The organism is Mucilaginibacter sp. UYCu711 (assembly GCF_050433825.1).
In the GTDB taxonomy this organism is placed as follows: domain Bacteria; phylum Bacteroidota; class Bacteroidia; order Sphingobacteriales; family Sphingobacteriaceae; genus Mucilaginibacter.
In genome coordinates, this window is sequence record NZ_JBNPWM010000004.1 from 85,427 (window position 1) to 105,760 (window position 20,334).

A 20,334-nucleotide genomic window follows, 5' to 3' on the forward strand; every position below is an offset into this window, starting at 1 on the left:
CCAGTGCAATTGGTTAGTGAAAGGCTCGTCATGCAAGCCGATAGTTTTATAATGGCGATAAAGGTTTTAAGATCGGCAGCAGGTGGTCCAACCTCTGCCAGCATGCTCAAAAGGAAATTCATCGCGGCACGTCTGGCCTACAAACGCCTGGAGTGGGCAGCGGAATACTTTGTGCCTTTAACGACCCGGCGGATTAACGGGCCACCGGTTCCCGAAGCCGAGACAAGCGGACAAGTCATTGCGCCGTACGGCCTTCAGGTCATTGAAGGACTACTGTTCCCGGGGTTCCGTATTGACTCAAAAGAAAAACTCGTTCCTTTACTGGACAGACTTAGTGCCGATGCTGTCGAATACCGCACCTACTTTGTCCGGTCCGGTTTACAGGACTGGCAGATACTGGATGCGGTCAAGCTGGAAGTGTTCCGGGTGGAAGCATTGGGTCTTAATGATTTTGACGACCCGCTCACCCATAATTGTTTCGCAGAATCAGCTACGGCGTTGAGCAGCCTAAGAGATGTTACGCTTAAGTTCACCCAAAGCGATCGTCATTCAGTACAAACGAGGTTCCAAGGGGCTATTAATTTCCTTTCCAAGCCATCAACTTTCAATAATTTTGATCGTGCAGTATTCCTGATCTCCCACGCTAACCCGCTGACCAGCGCCCTGACGGGTTTAACCAAGCAATTGCAATTAAAAGATATTCGATATAACCGGCTGCTGAACCGGGATGCTGCTACCTTATTCGAGCAGGGCACTTTTAACGCTAACGCTTACATAGCCGCTCCCGAAGATTCCATGACAAAGCAGAAGATCGTGCTGGGTAGGAAACTCTTTTTCGATCCATTGCTTTCGGGTACCATGACCCGCAGCTGCGGGTCATGCCATCAACCTGAAAAGGCGTTTACCGACGGTTTAGTGAAAAATATAGCTATTACAGGCAAAAAGACTATTGCCCGCAATACACCAACGCTGATCAACGCGGCTTTGCAACCTGCCCAGTTCTATGACCTGCGCGCGCCATCACTGGAGGATCAGATCGTTGATGTGATAGGCAACCGGGACGAAATGCATGGTAATATGACGGTTTCCACCCAAAAACTTTGGAAGAATAAGGATTATCGTGATAAGTTCACCGCGGCTTTCCCCCGGAGTGTCCGAAAAAATATAGATACGGGCGAAGTGATGAACGCGCTGGCCAGTTATATCCGCAGCCTGACGGCGCTCAACAGCCGTTTTGACCACTATATGCAAGGGCGGTTAGATGCCCTAAACCAAACGGAAATCCAAGGATTCAACCTCTTTATGGGAAAGGCTCGCTGCGGAACTTGTCATTTCGTCCCACTATTCAACGGGGCGTTACCACCAAGGTATATGCAAATGGACGCGGAGGTGATCGGCGTGACAAAATCAAAAAATGCTAAAGTAATCGACGGCGACCCGGGGCGTTTCGGGATCATCCCGCTGGAATTTAACCGCCATGCCTTTAAGGTACCGACCGTTCGCAACGCTGCACGGACAGCGCCTTATATGCACAATGGTGTATTTACGACGCTGGAAGAGGTAACCGATTTTTATAACAAAGGCGGCGGCGGCGGGCAGGGGATCAAAATTGCCAATCAAACCCTCTCGACCGAGCGGCTTCATTTAACCGACCTGGAAATCAGTCAAGTAGTTTCCTTTATCAAAGCTTTGGATAGCCATTAATTCTCCCGTCGATAAAAGCGCAGTGCAGATCCTTTCTTTCGAAGATTTTTAAAAAATAATTTGATTCATTATTAAATAACAAATTTTAATTGCAACTTAGATGCAATTAAAATTATATATAAATGTATAACAATTTACATAATAAATTAATTGCAATATTGTTGCTTATTATTTTTGTATCATGTCCATGATACAAATTTTTCATCCTCGTCATTATGAGATATCTACTTCCGATCAATTCAGCAAAAATACGATGGTCACTCCCACAGGAGAACGTTGTGCTCTTTATGAATTCGTTTACCATAAACTTTGTAATTAGGACTTTGACAGATACGACCTACTACTATCAATCCGGCAGGGGAAATTTAAAATCTCAACTTAATCTCGGCTTAAATTTAATCCCAGGATGTTGCGATGAACCTGCAAATAAAGATCCCCCATTCGGTACGACACTTGCCTGTTAATCATTACTTCTACTGGATAACTAAGGGCAATCCGGATTTAAACCCCCTTAATTTAATGCCGTTGAAAAGAACCCTACTACTGTTAATTCTATTATTCCCCCTTGCTACATTAGCCCAGGTTAAGCGCGATTCGTCATTGCGTTATATCCCTGACAGCGCGAAAAAATTAAAAGAGGTTGAAGTTAAAAGTAATTTTTTGAAAGCAATAAAAGATGCACCAGGCAACCTTTCTGTAGTTGATATGAAGCCTCACTACAATTCAAATACCACGGCTGTACAGGTTTTACGAGGCACTTCGGGTATCAAGGTAAAACAGGAGGGCGGTTATGGATCAAGAACAGACTTTTTTATCAATGGCAGTACAGGTAAACAGTTAAAGTTTTTTTTAGATGGCTTGCCACTGGATAATATTGGCGAATCTATTGGGATCAATAATGTACCGATTGAACAAATCGACCGTATCGAGATTTATAAAGGGATAATCCCGGTTGATTTAGGGGCAGATGTTTTAGGAGGCGCAATTAATATAGTTTCCAGGAAAGATAAAATCAATTACCTCGATATCTCTTATGCGATCGGGTCATTTAATACCAACCGATTCAATTTCACAGGGCGAAGATATTGGTCCAAAAAGTTTTATACCAATCTCCAGGCTTACGCTGGCTATTCGAAGAACAATTATGGAATAGATGCCGATAACATTTTGCCAAATGGTAAAATAGAAACCATCCGCGTTAAACGGTTTCATGACCGCTATGAAAATTTTATAGTTAAGGCTGAAGCCGGTATAGTGGAGCAATCATGGGCAGACGAACTGAGTTTGACAGTTAGTGCCAGTGGGTTCTATAAACAATTGCAAAACAATGTGACCATGACCCAGCCTTACGCCTATGCAGCATACCGTGAACATCTGATTGGTGGTTTATTGAAATATCAAAAAAACAATTTGTTAAGTCATCTAAATATAGCCGCCACGTTGTCATATAATCGATTAACAGGGTTGTTTATTGATACAGCCCGCCATATCACTCTTTGGGATGGCACCATAGTTAAAAATGATGATGGTAGCGATTATGTGCGGACAAAAGGAGCCGAAATTGGGCGTACCAGTTATTTAAACACTTTTACCAATACCCTTAATCAAAAATTTACTACTGCCTACTGGCTAAGCAGTAAAAGCAAAATCGTTTTTAGTAATACCTTACAACACTATAACCGATCTGCAAAAGATACGCTGGCGCAGCGTATAAACTACGGGCTCGATCTTTACGCGACACCGTCCTCGCAGTTTAAAAATGTGGCAGGCCTGGGTTATGATGGCGAGTTTTTAACTGAAAAATTGAAGTTAAGTACTTCTGTAAAATATTTTTACGCTCACCAAACAGGTGGTTATATCAATCTGGACCGTAGCTTTATAGGATACTCTGAGACTAGGAAACCAGGCTACAATATGGCTTTGGCCTATAATGTAAATCCGTCAATAATTTTAAAAGCATCTTACGAACATGCTATCCGCCTCCCGGATGTTGAAGAGGCTTTTGGTGACCTGTTGCTGATCAACCCTAACCCCGATCTTAAAGCGGAAGAAAGCAATAATATTAATTTAAATATTCTTTATCACCAGAAAAAATTTAATGCAGAACTTACCGGATTTTACCGCGATGTAGACCACCTTATTTTTTTATTACCTAATAGCCAAGGTAGTGCCAAATCTTACAACTTACTAAAAGCGCGTATTAAAGGTGTAGAAGCCAACTTTAGTTATCGTTTAATACCGGCGTTACAATTTAATATTAACGGCACTTACCAAGACCTGCGGAGCTTATCATATATAGAGGGATTGGGTATTCCTAACGATAGATATGTGGGGCAACGCTTACCAAATATCCCATATTTACTTGCTAACGCCGGGTTAAATTATCGGCTTGAGAAGCTGCCTAAAGATATGCGACTGCAATTTTGGTATGGCTTAAACTATACACATTCTTATTATTTATACTGGGCAAATGATGGTTATCAGCCCGACAAAATAACTATCCCTATGCAATTATTGCAAAATGCCGGAGCCACCCTGACTATTAAGCGGCTGTCGTTTTCGCTTGAAAGCTATAACCTGGCAAACAGCAAACCCTTCGACAATTTTAAAGCCCAGTTACCCGGGCGTTCCATAAGTTTTAAAACAAGATTTTATTTAAGTAAACACACCTCTAATTAATTAAAAAAACAAAAAAATGAAAAAACACTATCTAGCAACATTTGTAGCGTGCACACTTTTATTTACCCAAGCCTGTAAAAAATCCAGCACAGACACTACGCCAACTCCAACGGGGCCATCCACCTACGCACTTAGCGTTACCGGAGGTACTTATCCCAGCCAAACAACATATATGTTTGGCACCTTGGGTTTCCCCTCCGGTACTCTAGGTACCACCAGTGCCAGCGAATCGGCCAGTACCGCATTGGTGTTTCGGTATGGTAAAAACATGTACCAAAGTAATTTTGGCGCACCTGCCACTTTACATAAGTTTGAATTTGATGCTGCCGGTAAATCAAAAGAAGTTGGCTCATTGGCTGTGGCAGGCTTAAAAACAATAGCCGCTGTAGATTTTATCAGTGATACTGAAGCCTGGGCCACTGTTGCGGGCTATGGATTGGTAGGAAAATTAGTAAAATTTAATCCATCAACCATGACCATAACCAGCACCATTGATCTGTCAAGCATACAGAAAACAGGCTCAACCGAAGTATATTACGAAGGGTTGATCCATCGCGACAACTACCTATATATGTGCGTTAATTACCAGAATAAAAGCGGCAGCAACCTGGAAGATAAAGTATTTGTTACCATTATTGACCGCACGACAGGTACAGTTTTTAAGCAAATATCTGATTCTCGCAGTAGCGAAGCCTGGAATAGCGGAACAGAGTCTTCTTTTCAGCCAAATGTTATGGTAAAAGATGCCAGCGGCGATATTTATGTAATGGGTTATGCCAATAACGGAAAGCCCAGCGGTATTTTAAGAATAAAAAGTGGTACTACTGATTTTGATACTTCTTATTTCTTTGATCTTAGCGCGACAACCGGCAAACCTTGTATAGGCATACTTTATTTTGGAGCCGGGCAAGTATTCACTGTACGTTACGGCGATGCTGTTGCCTATCCGTTCGATCTGGATGCCAACTATAATTCTGTAGCTACCTGCCAGTATTACAAAATAGACCTAGCTGCTAAAACCACTTCCGGCAACATTTCGACAGCCATACCTAATTTCTTTGGCAACAGTGCTTTTGCTGTAAAATTTGATGACAGTAAGATTTATTTCAATTGTGCCGGAGCGGCTGCAAGTAGTAATGCTATTTATTCTTACCAAATAAGTAATGGAGCCGTTGTGAAAGAATTTGGTTTCGCATCTGGTGCCTGTAATGCCTTTGCCAAACTCAACTAATAAATTTATCATCCGGCAGCATAAGCTGCCGGATCACTTGATCGACTATGAATCAAATTTGGTTATTGATTAAACATCAGTTCTCTGAATATCAACGCAGCAAATTGTTATACCTATTTATAATGACTATCAGTTGCTTGTGGATTTTTTGTTTGTTCACGGGTTTGTCCGCCTATCGTTCAGTGGCCTCTTTGCGTGAAAAAGCCGAACATGAAAGCCGGGCGCAATGGCTAACCCAGGATAGAAAGCACCCGCATATAGCAGCACACTTCGGAAACTTTGCATTTAAACAGGTTAACCCTTTAAGCATTTTCGACAGCGGCACAGATGAATTTACGGGCAGTTATGTTTATATGGAAGCCCATCGGCAAAACGATGTTTTATTTTCTCCGGCACAAAGCGGGTCAGCGTTGGTACGCTTTGGCACACTAAATGCCGCGTTGCTCCTACAGGTGATTGTTCCTTTATTACTGATCCTTTTGACCTTTAATACTATTTTACAGGAACGGCTAAACGGAACATTGGTGATTATAAAAAGCAGCGGGATATCCTCCCGACGGATCGTTGTTGGAAAGATCGCGGCACCGCTATTATTAGCTGCGGTCACGCTGGCCGTGTTGCATTTATCATCCATTTTCCTGCTTCAATTGCTTCATGTTAGATTTGGTCTCCAAGATCTGATCAAGTTGGTTTGGATTTACTGGTGTTATATGGGTTATTATTTGATAATAACGACGCTCGGTGTATATGTCTCTGCTTTTTCGGAGACTCTGAAAGGGAGTTTGACGGTATTATTAGGAGGCTGGATCATGGTTTGTATCCTGACACCGAAAATTGTAGCCAATCTAGCTTCAGCCATTTATCCGCTACCTTCTAATACCCAGTTCAAGGAAGCCGTGATGAAAGATATCGTCAATGGAATTGACGGGCATAATACCAGTAATAAGCGTGCGCAGGACTATACCCGTGAAATATTAAAAAAATACGGTGTCGACAGCACTAGTCAGTTGCCGGTTAATATCGAAGGACTAATTATGTTGGAGGGGGAAAAATACAGCAGTAAAGTCTATAATGATCATTTTGACGTGCTAACCGGGACATTGCTACATCAGCAAAAGTTATTTGCTTATAGCAGCCTGATCGACCCATTGCTGGCTGTAAAAAATCTTTCCATGGGTTTGAGTAATACGGATTATTTTAATGACCGTAATTTTCGCTTGGATGCTGAAAAGTATCGAATGGTATTTGTTCAAACGATGAATGAGGATATGGTCCTGCATTCGAAAGAAGACGGCTTCACCACTTACAAGATCGGAAAAGAACTTTTTAAAAAAATCCCGGCCTTCGTTTTCCGGCCACAACCGGCCTGGCCCTCGCTTAGAAACTACGGCATGGAAGTAAGTTGCCTGCTGTTATTAATGTTGGCTGCTACCTTATTGGTCAATCGGATCGCCTACAAACTATAAATTAAACCAGATGATAAAAACCGTATTTATATTTGAATGGAAAAAAATTTCCGCCACGGCTCCCTTCCTTGCCGGTGTTTTCATGCTGTTATTCGTCTCCATATACGCACTGTTTAACGGAAAATCGATCATTAAGCAGCAAAGTGGTAATATCAGTTTGGCCATAGAACGTGAAAATACCATATTCAATGGTATCGTGGAGCGTATCCGGCACCCAGATACGACCACAACAGAAGCGAAATGGGGTTATAGCCATTTAAAAGATGCAGGTTGGACGATCACTTCTCCTAATAAGCGTTGGACCTCGTACTGGAAACCTTCCTCCGCCAGTTTCTTGTCCGTTGGCAACCGGGATATCTACCCTTATTATCATGAATTGGAACCCTACAGCTTTTACATGCGGTTTTTCAAAAACGAGATCAGCAGCCCGTTAAAACTTTTGTATGGAAATTTTGATCTGGCATTCGTGATTATTCTGTTATTCCCAATCTTTTTGATCGCCTTTTCGTTCGACGCTTACGCGGTGGAAGAAGAGAGCGGTACTTTATCTTTATTACATACTTCCGGGAAACCCGTGCGGCTCATATTTTACAAGTTGTTATTTTATTTTTTGTTAACACTCTTGCTGTTGAATTTGATTATGGTGACAGCTTTGATCATCAGTTCCGGACTAGGTACGCAGCAATGGGGAGCATTTGTTCTGGTAGCTAACTGTTATTTATTATCTTGGTTTATTCTGATATATCTTATCACCCGGCTGCGATTTACGTCTGTGATCAGCGCTATCCTGCTCATTACTTGCTGGATATTTTTGTGTGTCGGTCTTCCGGCGACCTTTAATGCAATTGCAAACATACGCTACCCAGTCAATACGGAAATGTTCAGTAAATATATACGCCGTGTGCAGATGAGTGACGACCCCACAGTAAAAAGAAAGCTTTTAAATAAATTTTATAGCTTTTATCCGCAATACGCACACACAGACACTTCCGGGCCATCCTATTCCAACAAATTATATACTGCATATGGCAACCTGAATGACCGGCGGGCGGATCCATTGCTAAGCAAATATTTTCTACAAATGGAGCAACGGGAGGAGTTTTTAACGCGCTGCAACTTTTTTAACCCAGCTACGATTTGCCAGCAATATTTTAATCAAATCGCTGAAAGCGACCTGAAAAGCTATATCTTATATGTAAGAAACGTGAGAAATTATGTGCAGATCATCAAAGAAGATCTTACCCAAAAGTGCTTTGACCAAATTCCTCTGACTGTAGAAGAATTGGAGCACCGGTTTACTTTCGAACGATTTATACATTCCCAAAATCAATAAAATTATGTTACAAGCCATAGAACTTACTAAACAATACCAACAACAGACTGCCCTCGAAAAACTAAATCTTACCGTCAATCCTGGCGAGATTTTCTGCCTGCTCGGACAGAACGGTGCCGGTAAAACCACGACGATCAATCTTTTTTTAGGATTTATAAATCCCACCTCCGGACAGGCGCTAATCAACGGGTTAGACGTAGCCGCCAGCGAAGATACCCGAAAATACTTAGCCTATATTCCTGAAGTCGTGATGTTATACGGCAATCTTACAGCGGTAGAAAACTTGGATTTTTTTAGCAGGCTGGCTGGTTTCAGATATTCCGTAGATCAGTTAGCCGCGTTTTTATCGCAATGCGGTTTACAAGCCGAAGCATACCACAAAAGGCTTCAGGGTTTTAGTAAAGGTATGCGGCAGAAAGTCGGCATTGCTATCGCCATAGCTAAAAATGCGGATGTGATCTTGATGGATGAGCCAACCAGCGGACTCGATCCGAAAGCCACAAGTGAGTTTACGGCTACTGTTAAGGAGTTAGGGGCGCAAGGGAAGGCTGTTCTGATGGCTACTCACGATATTTTTAACGCCGTTCATGTTGGAACGCACATCGGTATTATGCGGCAAGGCAGCCTCGTCCACACTTTAAGTGCGGCTGATATTAATGCTATTGACCTTCAAAAATTATATCTGGAAACCATCTAAAATGAGGCAGTAGTAACGTATTTGGCAGGTAAAAGCTATGGTAATTTTGCCGTTGGTTTTCGGGGAAGAAGATTCTTTTTGATATAATAATCCAAAGATCGTCCGGAAGGGCGGACGGTGATATTGTCCCGCAGATATTTTTCAACGATAAAGCTGGCTATAGGTGCCGCCCATTCGGATCCGTAGCCTCCATTTTCTACGACCACGGTTATCGCTATTCTGGGATGCTCACGCGGAGCAAAAGCGACAAAAATGGAATGATTTTTTCCATGAGGATTTTGGACCGTGCTGGTTTTCCCGCACATGACAATCCCAGGGATCCGGGAAGCCGTCGCCGTTCCGCTTTCTACGACTTCCTGCATACCCTCAATGACCGGCTCGAAGTACTGCTGGTCGATCCCTACATAATTTTTCACCTTAAATGTATCGGTCTTGGTGTTTTTTGCTCCTATTGCCTTCACTAAATGGGGTTTATAATAAAATCCCCGGTTGGCTATTGTGCATTCTGCATTGGCCATCTGCAACGGTGTTGCTAAAAGCTCTCCCTGGCCTATTGCAAGGGAAATAATCGTATTAGCGCGCCATTTGTTTTTTCCGAAGATATGATCATAATACGCAGGGTCCGGAACAAATCCTTTTTTTTCATTGGGCAGATCGATCCCTGTTTTTTTCCCAAACCCAAACCTGTTGATTCTTTCTTTCCAGTCCTGATAGGTTCCGCTAATACGGGACACCCCGTTTAGGTTCATCAGTTTGTTAAAAACGATGCAAAAAAAAGTATTACTGGACATTTTGATGCCTTTTTCCAAATTGGTAATTCCATTGAAATGTTCATCTTTTACCCGATGGTTACCCGCCTGGTAAAATGGCGGGCAAAAGAAAGTAGTTTGCGGCGTAATTAATCCCTCTTGCAGGGCTATCAACGCGTTGAGCGGTTTAAAAGATGAACCCGGCGGATAATAAGCCTGAATTGGGCGAATGAAGAATGGATCGTAAGGATTTTTGGTAATCTCCGATACACGCTTCCCGCGGCCTTCGCCGACCATTAAGTTCGGATCGTAAGTAGGACTGCTCACGAAACAAAGGACCTCACCGGTTTCCGGTTCTATGGCGACGATACTGCCAACCTTGTTATGCATTAGCTGCTCTCCCAATTTTTGTAGCCGGATGTCTAGCGACGATACGAGAGGGTCTCCGGCTAAAGCTATCGTGTCAAAAGCACCATTTGCCAAATGGCCTTTTGGTGCATTCCTGGAATCGACTAAAAGCTTTTGGATGCCACGCCTTCCCTTTAACACTCCTTCATAGGCTTTTTCTACACCAGATCGGCCAATATAATCTCCGGGCTTATAATAGCCATGACTTTTATCAATATCCTTTTCATTCACTTCGCCGATAAATCCCACAAATTGGGCAGCGGTTGAGTCCGGATAGGTCCGTATATAATGCTGTTGTGCATAAAAGCCGGTAAAGTCCCCAAGCACTTCTTGCAACCGCGCGTATTGCACAGCCGAAATTTGTTTGGCAAAAGTGGAGGCTATGAAGGGTGAATAACTGCTGGCTTTGACAATCCGTTTTCTGACCTCTGACGCGCTGATCCCCAGGAACCTGCCAAAAGAAAGCGTATCAAATGCTTTGACTTGTTTAGGCACTATCAGGATGTCGTAAACGGGCTGGTTATCCACTAACAACTTGTGATTTCTGTCTAAGATCACCCCGCGCGCCGGATAGTTGATCACGGATCGGATAACATTTTTATTAGCGTAAACGACGTACCGGTTATCGACCATCTGCAGATAGAATAACCGCGCTAATAATATACAGGTGACACATATAAAGATCGCTATGATCATCAACCGCCGCTGAAAATATGGGTTCATTTCTTTTTCAAATCATTCGGGTTCCATGGCATGACGATACTTTTGGATGGCACGAAAGATGGTCTGCACTATTTCGTTTTGCCCCGTCGTGGAATTCAGATATTTTTCCTCCACAGGATTATTAATAAAGCCGGTTTCAATTAATACAGCAGGCATCGCACTATGCGCCAAAACTAAAACGCCCTGTTCCTTTACACCGATGATCTCCCGGTTATCGTGATCCTGAAATTCCCGTATCATTAGTTCGGCAAATTGAATACTTTGCCTGCGATATTTTTGCAGATAGGCATTTAAAAGTATGACACTGGTCGGGTCCTGTGCATTGATTTGGTCGTAATGCTGGTGGTAATCTTTTTCCTGATAAATAGATGCATTTTCCCTTATGGCTTCTAACTGCTCTTCTTTCCGATGATAACCGTAAACCAGGACCAGGGCGCCAATTTGCTTATGAGTACGGGCAGCGAGTCCTTCAGGAGAAGAATTGCAATGAATGGAGATAAATAAATTAGCCTGATGTTCATTTGCGATGGCTGAACGTCGATTTAATTCGATAAACGAATCATCAGCCCTTGTCATGACCACATGGACGTCGGGCATTTTTAACTGAATCGCCACCTGAAGTTTTTTGGCGATGGCCAATGCGACATTTTTTTCCAATGAGAAAGCGCCATGCGCTCCGGGATCTTTTCCACCATGACCGGCATCGACCACAACCGTCTTAAAATAAGGGTTTTTATTGGAAGTATCGCGGCCTGGCACCTGTGCAAAAAGTAATAACGGCACTAATACGGACGTGCTTAACGGGAACAATATATGCAGCAGTTCTCTGCAACCGTATTTTTGCATTATATCGCCGAAAGTTTAATAGCCGCATAAATTATAGCAATGCCTAAGACCGTCATTAAGGTGGTTGAAAATTTAGGATAAAGCTGCTGGCTTTCGGGAAGGAAATCACTGGCGCCGATGTATAAAAAAAAGCCGGAGACCAGTGCCAACAATATCCCGAGGGTTTTTTCAGGCACTTTATAATAAAATGTTGAAAAAGCACCTAAGACCGGTGCTGCTGCATTAGCTACCAGCCATTTTAAAGCATGTTGTTTGTTTCCATTAGTCTTTAGAATGACGTTCGTCGTATTGATTCCGTCGGCAAAGTCATGTACCAGTACTGCTGTAGCCACGATTCCGCCTATGGCGGCCGAGACCTGAAAAGCCAGCCCGATGGCTATTCCGTCGACCAGGCTATGGATGGTTAGGCAACCTGCAGCAATTTTACCGCGCAGGGTACTTAGCCCAGGTTTATGTTTTCGCTGTTGGCTTAAACGCACAACTGACCGGTCAAGTAATAAGTAAAAAATGAAACCAAATCCCGCCATGGAGGTGATCGCCCTTATGCCGTATACTTTAGCGGAAAGTTCCATTGCTGTAGGCAACAAGTCAAAAAATGCGACACCGATGACCGCACCGGCGCTAAATCCGAGGATCAGGTAGAGTTTGTTCTTAAACCTTAGTGCGAAGAGTCCGCCAAGTAGGGTTGAAACAAATGTGGCTATACAAATTATAATGATCACGATAAGTAAGTTAAAAATAAGCAGTGCCGATAAAAGGCATTGCTTGAGATGATTGATAGTCAGATTTTCCTTTATGACTCTCTTATTCTGTGTTGCAAACTGGGCAAATACCTGTTGCAGTAATGTTTAGCGATTCCAACTCATAATCTAAAGGCACTTTCATTACCGGAATTTCTACCTTATCCAAACGATAAATAGCGCGGCAAACCGTGCAGTTGAAGTGTAAAGATGCAGGTTGCCTTACGCTATCGCCTTTAAAGCTGTAGTTGTTAAGCGTATAACTTGCCTTACCCTGCTTATCCAGCAGTTTGTGTATCAAGCGACGTCTTTCAAATGTCTTAAGTAGCCGGTATAGCGTAACACGATCACACACCAATTCCTGGGAAGTCTCTAATTGAACACGCGTAATTGCGGTTTGACAGGTAGCTAAAACCTTCAGTAAACCGATGCGCAGGCCGGTTACTTTTAACAGGTGCTGTTTTAATAAACGTTTAGCTTGATTGTTGGTCATTATGACTAATGCTAATTTTCCCATGGGCTGGCAGCTAACCGTTTATAAGGAACGGGTCTTCAAACTTTTTGCCTTGCTGGTAGTGGGTTACTTCTGCGTCACTGATGAGACACGATTCTAATTCCTGAATTAACTTTGTTCTATCCATATCCTGGCCGATGAACACTAGCTCGTTTATACGATCTGCCCAGTCTTTTACCCACTTGTCTTCGATGTAGCTTTGATTTTCGACATAATCGCTATACCTGATCCGCTCGGCATAACTCATGCTGGCCCACCAGACACCGGCTGGTTCTAGCCGACTTGATCCTCCTGCCTGGGAAAAGTTCAACGCGTCATCCGGACGGGATGCGATCCAGAATACGCCTTTAGAACGAATGATGTTTGCCGGAAAATCTTGCTGCAACCATTGCCAGAACCGATGCGGATGAAAAGGCTTTCTGCAACGGAATACCACCGAACCAATGCCATATTCTTCTGTTTCAGGTACATGCTCATTTTGTAACTCCTTGATCCAACCGGCGGCCTGAGATGCTTTATCAAAATCAAATAGTCCCGTGTCTAGTATTTCTTGTGGAGCAACCTTTCCGAAGTGGGAACGAATGACCTTAGCTTCCGTATTCAAGCGTTTGATCAGTGCTTCCAGCAATTCGAGATCACCTTTGCTAACAAGGTCTGTTTTATTCAAAACGATCACATTGGCAAATTCGATCTGCTCGGTTAACAAGTTTACAATAGTCCGCTGATCAGTCAGATCATCTACTAGAGCTCGGTCAATCAATCGTTCGGCGCTGCCGAAATCTTTGTAAAAGTTAAAGCAATCTACTACGGTTACCATTGTGTCCAGTCTGGAAAACTGGCCAAGATCGATACCTACATTATCGTCAACGAAAGTAAATGTCTGGGCGATCGGAATGGGCTCCGAAATTCCGGTACTTTCGATTAGCAGGTAATCGAACCGATTTTCTTTTGCCAATTTTTCCACTTCGATCATCAGGTCTTGACGCAACGTACAGCAAATACAGCCATTACTCATTTCGACCAGTTTTTCTTCCGTACGGGAAAGCGTTTTTTCTGCGGTGATCAATTGTGCATCTATATTTACCTCGCTCATATCATTAACGATAACGGCAACGCGTAAGTTCGCTTTATTGTGCAGAATGTGGTTAAGTAAGGTAGTCTTTCCGGCTCCTAAAAAGCCGCTTAGAACAGTAACGGGCAATTTACTTATCATAGTTTGTCTTATTTTACAGGACAAAGGTAAATAATAAAATAATAAAAGCAACAATGTTGCTTTTATTATTTTATTCCCATATATTTGATCTTTCGCCGATCAATTTCAAATAAACCGGTTGAAATAAATTAGTATTCAAAGAGATGATACCACAAACATATGAGGAATGGTACTGCTGCATCACGGTCGCATGCGGGATCAAGCTGGATCAGGGTTTTATAACAACGAGGCTCGGCGCCTTGGGCAATAGGCATGACCCTCAAACGGTCAATTTTATTCAGCTGTATGGGGAACAGCATTATCAGAATATTATAAACTGGTTCCAGCAGGCGGAAAATCTGCGACGATCATGAAGTGACAGGCAAAACCCGGTACCATTATTATTAAAGTATTTCTTGGCTGCGGGAAAATAAAGTTTCGCAATTCCTTTATTCCATTCCGAAATGAGTCAAAAGTTGTCATCGTCAAAAATGAATTCGGTAAGCTGGGAAAGATGGCAAGCTGATCATCGGCGTGCAAAATAATGTTTTTGAGTTGAGTAACGATTGTCTTTGCCTTAAGTTTAGTAATGATTTTCCGGAAACTGAAAAGCTTTATCAAGATCGGACGGCTACGATGAATTGGTTATTGAAACAACGGCATTGCGGACCCGGCGGCAGTTGCGTCCTTTTTAACGAAAGGTTCCGCCTTATGTTTGTATAAAATGAAGTGGGTTTCATGCCAGGTCAGACCGGACTTAGAATGGAAAAAGGAAGAAGACCGGAATAACAGTATCCTCTTTACTAAATAAAAATAGCCGCTCGTTTTTGAAAAAGTGATTAAGCATTGGCAAGCTTTAACCAGGAAGTATGATTATATTGAAACAGTAAAACAAATTTGCTATCGTGAAATGAACCAATCAGCTTTTATCATATGGAATCCCGATCCCAATCTTTTTAATATTGGTTTCTTGGCATTAAAATGGTATTCTCTTTTATTTTTAGCTGGATTTGTAATCAGTTACCAGTTATTGAAATCACATTTTAAACGGCATCATATTGATCATCATTTACTGGATCGTTTAACGATCTATGTCGCTGTAGGAACAATTGCAGGGGCCAGGCTCGGCCATTGCCTATTTTATGATTTTGACTATTATTCGCATCATATCGCAGAAGTGTTTTTGCCGTTTACCTTTAGCCCCCAATTTAAGTTCACAGGTTATCAGGGGTTGGCCAGTCACGGCGGAGCTATCGGGATACTATTGGCCATTTTTTTCTTTAGTAGGAAATACTGCGTTAAATATTTATGGGTGGCGGATCAGTTAGCTTTAGTGGTTCCTATAGCGGGTTGTTGCATACGGTTGGGAAACCTGATCAATTCAGAAATTATCGGTAAGCCCTCACAGGTTCCATGGGCGTTTATTTTTGTACAGAAAGATAACCTCCCAAGACATCCTGCGCAGCTATATGAGGCTTTGGCTTATTTAGCTATTTTTTTTGTTGTGAATGCATTTGCTACACGTCCAGGATCTAAGCCAGGTTTTGTTTTCGGCCTATTCCTGATCTTGCTATTCTCAGCCCGGTTCTATTTAGAAGCACTGAAGGAAAATCAGTCCGCTTTTGAAGACCACTGGCTATTGAATTTGGGGCAGTTACTCAGCCTTCCTTTTATGCTGCTCGGCCTTATACTTATTATATTATGCTACTCAAAACAGGTCCGGGGAGAACGATTTTGAATTGAATTTTATTTTATTAATTCGGCATCAACAAGTAAGATTTCCGGATCGCCGTTTCCAGATTCATTTAATTTAAATCTGCCCTTGATGCGAATTGGCTTATCCGAGTAAGTAATAGCTGATTTCATTTTAACTTCAACCAAAGACGGTACATCGCCTTGGCCACAAAAAGGACATTGCTGCGTCGGGAGTATTGAAAGCATAAAGATTTCATGTGAAAGACCGGCCTTGATCGGAATTATATAACCTGGTAATTCTACTGTAGTATTAATTTGAACTATGAGATCTTCAGGAAAAATGGGCACTTTTTTATATTGAGCGTTGACCACATAAGTTTTTTCGGCAATGAGTCTCCAAATTGGATTTAACAGCGGCATATGTATTGGAGAGGACTGTCCGAAAGATGTTGTGGAAGTCGCCCAAAACAGCACTGTTATCGACACTAATAATATTGTCCTTGAGAAATTTGCAAATCGAGGGCACTTTTTCATAGCATCAAAGTTGCACTTAATTTATTTGAACAGCAAGCAAAATTAAAGTTATCACCAATAATCATTTCTGATAACTTGGATTTTAGTTTGCCCGGAGTTATAATTATAACCTGAAGGTAATTTTACCATAGAAATAATAATTTAAGAAAAATTATCTTGAATAATATAAAGCAACTAAATTGCGTTTATATTTACGTTGTGTTGAGTGATATTTTGTCGTTCATTAAGGAAGTATACTATTAAAAATAATATAATGAAATCAGTAGAAAAAAAATACTTTGGCTTATTCCTGCTATTCGTTTCTTTTTTGAGTCCGGCCTGTAATCATCCTAAGCAGGACGTGGCCGTTTATTATCATAGCTATATACAACATCATCTGGTACAGCTTGGTAAAGAACATACTGCAATTTTAAAGCCTGGATCATGATCAAAGTTCAAGCTTTGCAGCATAGTTACGAGAACGGACAAAAACTCGATTTTCCAGATTGGGAAATCCAGCAAGGTGAACATTGGTTAATGCTCGGCAATTCGGGAAGCGGCAAAACTACCCTGTTGCATATTTTAACGGGTTTGTTAAAGCCGTCACGGGGGGGCGTTCATATTAATGACACCGAACTTTACGGGCTTAGCGGAAGTCGGCTAGATCTTTTCAGAGGTAGACATATCGGCCTTATTTTTCAAAGGCCGCACCTAATCAGGAGTCTGACCATTATGGAAAACATGATGCTGGCCCAATCTTTAGCCGGATTAAAAACTGACCGTGATCTGATCGGCCAATTATTAAGAACATTGAATATTTTTGAAAAACAAAAAAGCTATCCGGCAGAATTAAGCCAAGGTCAGTTGCAAAGAGTTTCCATCGCGAGGGCTGTGATCAATAAACCAGCATTAATCATGGCTGACGAACCGACATCCAGCCTTGACGACGTGAACACCGCGACCGTGCTTGACCTATTGACATCGCTGGCCACAGAAAATGGGGCGACATTAATAATTGCCACACATGATAAGCGTGTAAAAGAAAGAATTCAAAAATCTTACCTGGTGAAGTTATGAACTTATTTAAGATCGCTTATAAGAGCCTCCGGGCTAATCCCCTAACCACGCTGCTGAATATCATCCTGATCGCTTTTGGAGTAGGAATTATTACTATTCTACTGCTTGCATCTGATCAGATCGGTCAAAAACTGGACAATAATTCTAAAGATATTGACCTTGTGGTGGGCGCAAAAGGGAGTCCATTGCAATTGATTTTAAGTAGTATTTTTTATATTGATTTCCCAACTGGGAATATTCCGCTAAAAGACGCAGAAGCGTTGGAACGTAATCCGCTGGTGAAAGCCGCTGTGCCACTGGCACTGGGGGATAATTATAACGGCTACCGTATAGTAGGTACAGACAGCGGTTTCGTACGTTTATATGCTTTAAAGCTAGTAGCAGGCAGGTTCTGGAAAAGCGATTTCGAGGTCAATATCGGCGACGATGTAGCCAGGAGCCAGCACCTGAAGGTCGGCGACCGTTTTTTTGGTGCTCATGGCCTTACTGGGAATGGGGATATTCACCGGAACCACGCATACATTGTTTGCGGGATTCTTAGCCCGCAAGGAAATGTGACGGATAACTTGGTCCTGACTAATGTTGCCAGTGTCTGGAGAATGCACGAAACCAAGGAAGAACATGTCGATGGCAAGCCAGAACCTTATGAAAATGGAGAAAGAGAGATTACCTCATTATTGATCCAGTACCGTTCGCCAATGTCGGTAATCCTTTTTCCGCGGATGGTTAATCAATCTACCAGCATGCAGGCTGCATCGCCCGCTTTGGAAAGCGCCCATCTGTTCTCCCTAATCGGGATCGGGGTAGATACCCTGCAATGGTTCGCTGTACTGATCATGGCCATTTCCGCGGTGAGTGTATTTATAAGTTTATATAACTCTCTGAAAGAGCGAAAATATGACTTGGCAATCATGAGAACCATGGGTGCCTCGAAAATTAAATTGTTTTTAATCATTATTTTTGAAGGCGTTTTATTGACTGTTATTGGGGCTGTCATTGGTTTGGTAGTCGGTCATCTGACCCTCGAACTTATTGGACGCTATCAGGATTCGACCCAAGCAAAACTATCCGGAAATGTCTTCCTGGTGCGGGAAACTTACCTGATAGGGGTCGGATTCGGTATCGGCCTCCTGGCATCGATCATCCCTGCAATACAGGCCTATCAATCCAATATTTCAAAAATTTTAGCAAAAAACTAACATGAAACGTATCTTAATATTTTTTTTATTATTAACACCATGTTTGTGCAAGTCGCAAGTGCCTGACCATATACCCCTAATGGACAGCAATTGGGATATCTTAGCTATGATGTCATATAAAAAAAATTCGTCTGGAACCCTCGTGGCACATTTTCCCGCACCTCTTAAAGCACTTGATAATAAATCTGTTGAACTTAGCGGTTATATGGTACCAATCGTAGCTGGATTTGTTCACCCGGTATTCATGTTAAGTGTACTACCGGTTTTACAATGCCAGTATTGCGGACAATCCGATATACCCTCGATGGTCGAGGTACATATGGCCAAGCCGGCACCTTATTCTGAAAATCCTGTCAAGGTAAAAGGCGTGTTGCATCTAAATAGTACAGATATTGCCCATTCCGAATTTATATTAAACAATGCGGTTGTCAGCGATATAAAATGAAAAAAGCAACTATTTTTACTGTACTTACTTTGATATCGATTATGGCTAAAGCTCAATACGTGCATTCAGCAGCAGATCAGGTGAATTCATTGAACTGGGGAATCATTGACATGATCAGGTTTAAACGGTTGAATGATACACTAGCCACTCCCATTTACTCAGAAGAGGTAAAGCGTTTCGAAAATAGGCATTTTCAGCTTACAGGTTATATGGTGCCGATGAAAGCCGGCATGAAACAAATTAAATTTATGATTTCAACATTGCCGATCAATCAATGCTTTTTCTGTGGTAAGAACGGAAATCCCATTATGGTCATAGTTAACGCAGATAAACCTGTCATTTTTACCTTTAAAACAGTTACAGTAGACGGAATTTTAAGATTAGGTAACGGCAACGCTTATTATTTGCCGCCCGTATACTTAGATAATGCCAGACTGGTGGAATGACCAGTTAGGCAGGTCATATGATCAATTTGAAGGCATTTTCCAAAAGCAGCTTACAATCTGGAGGCTTATTATTATTATTATCCAAAGTGTTTTCTGTTCGCTCATAATAAAGAATAGCTATACTTATCAATTGTCCGTCCAGCTTTCGGAGGTTATTGATATCGGAGGGATTAATAGGTGTCTCCTGGATAATGATGGGTATTTCAAACAAAGGAGAGATCAAGCATATTCGATAACTGTCGGCTGACAGTCCTTTAGCGATCTCCATACTTCCTTCTCCAGGGATGATCAGTGCTGAAAACTGTGTCAACATTGCCTCAAATATGGATATTAAGCGATCTGTATAGATAAGTTTCAAATAATGACCTGTTAAGATACCGCTTTCCATGTGAGAAAGGGATACGGTAACCGGATTTTTCAGTTGTTTTTGTATCGCAGTTGTGTTCATCACTTTTGTGTTAAAATCCAATTAGTTTAACGCTAAATCGTTGTTTAATTATTTGTTGATTCCATAAATGCGAGCGAGGATCATAAACCTCACACATTATAAACAATGCGGCCTTAATTGGGTCAAGCCGCTTTTATCTCTTCTTTTACTTTGAAGAAACGGGCATTCTACTTTATGAAGATAACAAGGCTAAATTTATTTTATTTTTTTTACTTTAGCAACATCATTG

19 protein-coding genes are annotated in these 20,334 nt (G+C 42.0%); 12 read left to right on the forward strand and 7 right to left on the reverse strand.

Annotated features, from left to right (window positions below; translation table 11 throughout):
- The first annotated feature begins 51 nt into the window (after positions 1 to 51).
- The 6 genes from ABIB50_RS09780 to ABIB50_RS09805 all read left to right on the forward strand — a co-directional run bounded on the left by ABIB50_RS09780 (position 52) and on the right by ABIB50_RS09805 (position 9,110).
- Positions 52 to 1,704, forward strand: coding sequence for a cytochrome c peroxidase (locus tag ABIB50_RS09780; RefSeq protein WP_429379396.1), 1,653 nt, complete (start codon positions 52 to 54; stop codon positions 1,702 to 1,704).
- A gap of 519 nt (positions 1,705 to 2,223) precedes the next feature.
- Complete coding sequence (locus ABIB50_RS09785) at positions 2,224 to 4,383, forward strand: TonB-dependent receptor (RefSeq protein WP_429379397.1); 2,160 nt, start codon at positions 2,224 to 2,226, stop codon at positions 4,381 to 4,383.
- Between the two features lie 16 nt (positions 4,384 to 4,399).
- On the forward strand, positions 4,400 to 5,614 hold the full coding sequence (locus ABIB50_RS09790) for a hypothetical protein (RefSeq protein WP_429379398.1): 1,215 nt from the start codon (positions 4,400 to 4,402) through the stop codon (positions 5,612 to 5,614).
- 122 nt (positions 5,615 to 5,736) lie between these two features.
- Positions 5,737 to 7,080 (forward strand): DUF3526 domain-containing protein, encoded by a 1,344-nt coding sequence (locus tag ABIB50_RS09795; protein ID WP_429379400.1) that lies wholly within the window; start codon positions 5,737 to 5,739, stop codon positions 7,078 to 7,080.
- A gap of 10 nt (positions 7,081 to 7,090) precedes the next feature.
- On the forward strand, positions 7,091 to 8,413 hold the full coding sequence (locus tag ABIB50_RS09800) for a DUF3526 domain-containing protein (RefSeq protein ID WP_429379402.1): 1,323 nt from the start codon (positions 7,091 to 7,093) through the stop codon (positions 8,411 to 8,413).
- A gap of 4 nt (positions 8,414 to 8,417) precedes the next feature.
- A complete protein-coding gene (locus ABIB50_RS09805) occupies positions 8,418 to 9,110 on the forward strand; it encodes an ABC transporter ATP-binding protein (RefSeq protein WP_429379404.1) in 693 nt (230 codons plus the stop codon).
- Between the two features lie 35 nt (positions 9,111 to 9,145).
- Here the strand turns inward: ABIB50_RS09805 and mrdA are convergent, their stop codons facing one another.
- The 5 genes from mrdA to ABIB50_RS09830 form a co-directional block, all read right to left on the reverse strand.
- Positions 9,146 to 10,990 (reverse strand): penicillin-binding protein 2, encoded by a 1,845-nt coding sequence (gene mrdA / locus ABIB50_RS09810; protein WP_429379406.1) that lies wholly within the window; start codon positions 10,988 to 10,990, stop codon positions 9,146 to 9,148.
- 12 nt (positions 10,991 to 11,002) lie between these two features.
- Positions 11,003 to 11,836, reverse strand: coding sequence for an N-acetylmuramoyl-L-alanine amidase family protein (locus ABIB50_RS09815; protein ID WP_429379407.1), 834 nt, complete (start codon positions 11,834 to 11,836; stop codon positions 11,003 to 11,005).
- The gene (locus ABIB50_RS09820; RefSeq protein WP_429379409.1) at positions 11,836 to 12,558 is read right to left on the reverse strand and encodes a ZIP family metal transporter; all 723 of its coding nucleotides are present in this window, start codon (positions 12,556 to 12,558) and stop codon (positions 11,836 to 11,838) included. The genes ABIB50_RS09815 and ABIB50_RS09820 overlap by 1 nt, the downstream gene beginning before the upstream one ends.
- 82 nt (positions 12,559 to 12,640) lie before the next feature.
- The gene (locus ABIB50_RS09825) at positions 12,641 to 13,069 is read right to left on the reverse strand and encodes a Fur family transcriptional regulator (protein ID WP_429379410.1); all 429 of its coding nucleotides are present in this window, start codon (positions 13,067 to 13,069) and stop codon (positions 12,641 to 12,643) included.
- 34 nt (positions 13,070 to 13,103) lie between these two features.
- Complete coding sequence (locus ABIB50_RS09830) at positions 13,104 to 14,303, reverse strand: GTP-binding protein (protein ID WP_429379412.1); 1,200 nt, start codon at positions 14,301 to 14,303, stop codon at positions 13,104 to 13,106.
- 814 nt (positions 14,304 to 15,117) lie between these two features.
- Here ABIB50_RS09830 and lgt point away from each other — a divergent pair.
- The gene (lgt, locus tag ABIB50_RS09835) at positions 15,118 to 16,020 is read left to right on the forward strand and encodes a prolipoprotein diacylglyceryl transferase (RefSeq protein WP_429379414.1); all 903 of its coding nucleotides are present in this window, start codon (positions 15,118 to 15,120) and stop codon (positions 16,018 to 16,020) included.
- Between the two features lie 8 nt (positions 16,021 to 16,028).
- On the opposite strand, the gene ABIB50_RS09840 is transcribed toward lgt, so the two are convergent.
- Positions 16,029 to 16,511: a hypothetical protein gene (locus ABIB50_RS09840; RefSeq protein WP_429379416.1), complete on the reverse strand. Its 483-nt coding sequence runs from the start codon at positions 16,509 to 16,511 to the stop codon at positions 16,029 to 16,031.
- Between the two features lie 253 nt (positions 16,512 to 16,764).
- Between ABIB50_RS09840 and ABIB50_RS09845 the strand changes: the two genes are divergently transcribed.
- Genes ABIB50_RS09845 through ABIB50_RS09865 form a run of 5 tightly spaced genes read left to right on the forward strand, consistent with a single transcriptional unit; the run spans position 16,765 to position 19,657 of the window.
- The gene (locus ABIB50_RS09845) at positions 16,765 to 16,938 is read left to right on the forward strand and encodes a hypothetical protein (RefSeq protein ID WP_429379418.1); all 174 of its coding nucleotides are present in this window, start codon (positions 16,765 to 16,767) and stop codon (positions 16,936 to 16,938) included.
- Entirely contained in the window at positions 16,935 to 17,567 is a 633-nt protein-coding gene (locus ABIB50_RS09850) for an ABC transporter ATP-binding protein (RefSeq protein WP_429379420.1), read from the forward strand. The genes ABIB50_RS09845 and ABIB50_RS09850 overlap by 4 nt, the downstream gene beginning before the upstream one ends.
- Complete coding sequence (locus tag ABIB50_RS09855) at positions 17,564 to 18,766, forward strand: ABC transporter permease (protein WP_429379421.1); 1,203 nt, start codon at positions 17,564 to 17,566, stop codon at positions 18,764 to 18,766. The genes ABIB50_RS09850 and ABIB50_RS09855 overlap by 4 nt, the downstream gene beginning before the upstream one ends.
- A 1-nt stretch (position 18,767) precedes the next feature.
- Positions 18,768 to 19,211, forward strand: a complete 444-nt coding sequence (locus ABIB50_RS09860) for a hypothetical protein (protein ID WP_429379423.1) — start codon at positions 18,768 to 18,770, stop codon at positions 19,209 to 19,211.
- Positions 19,208 to 19,657, forward strand: a complete 450-nt coding sequence (locus ABIB50_RS09865) for a hypothetical protein (RefSeq protein ID WP_429379425.1) — start codon at positions 19,208 to 19,210, stop codon at positions 19,655 to 19,657. Before ABIB50_RS09860 ends, ABIB50_RS09865 begins: the two co-directional genes overlap by 4 nt.
- 13 nt (positions 19,658 to 19,670) lie before the next feature.
- Here ABIB50_RS09865 and ABIB50_RS09870 read toward each other — a convergent pair whose 3' ends face one another.
- On the reverse strand, positions 19,671 to 20,105 hold the full coding sequence (locus ABIB50_RS09870) for a hypothetical protein (protein WP_429379427.1): 435 nt from the start codon (positions 20,103 to 20,105) through the stop codon (positions 19,671 to 19,673).
- Positions 20,106 to 20,334 lie beyond the last annotated feature (229 nt).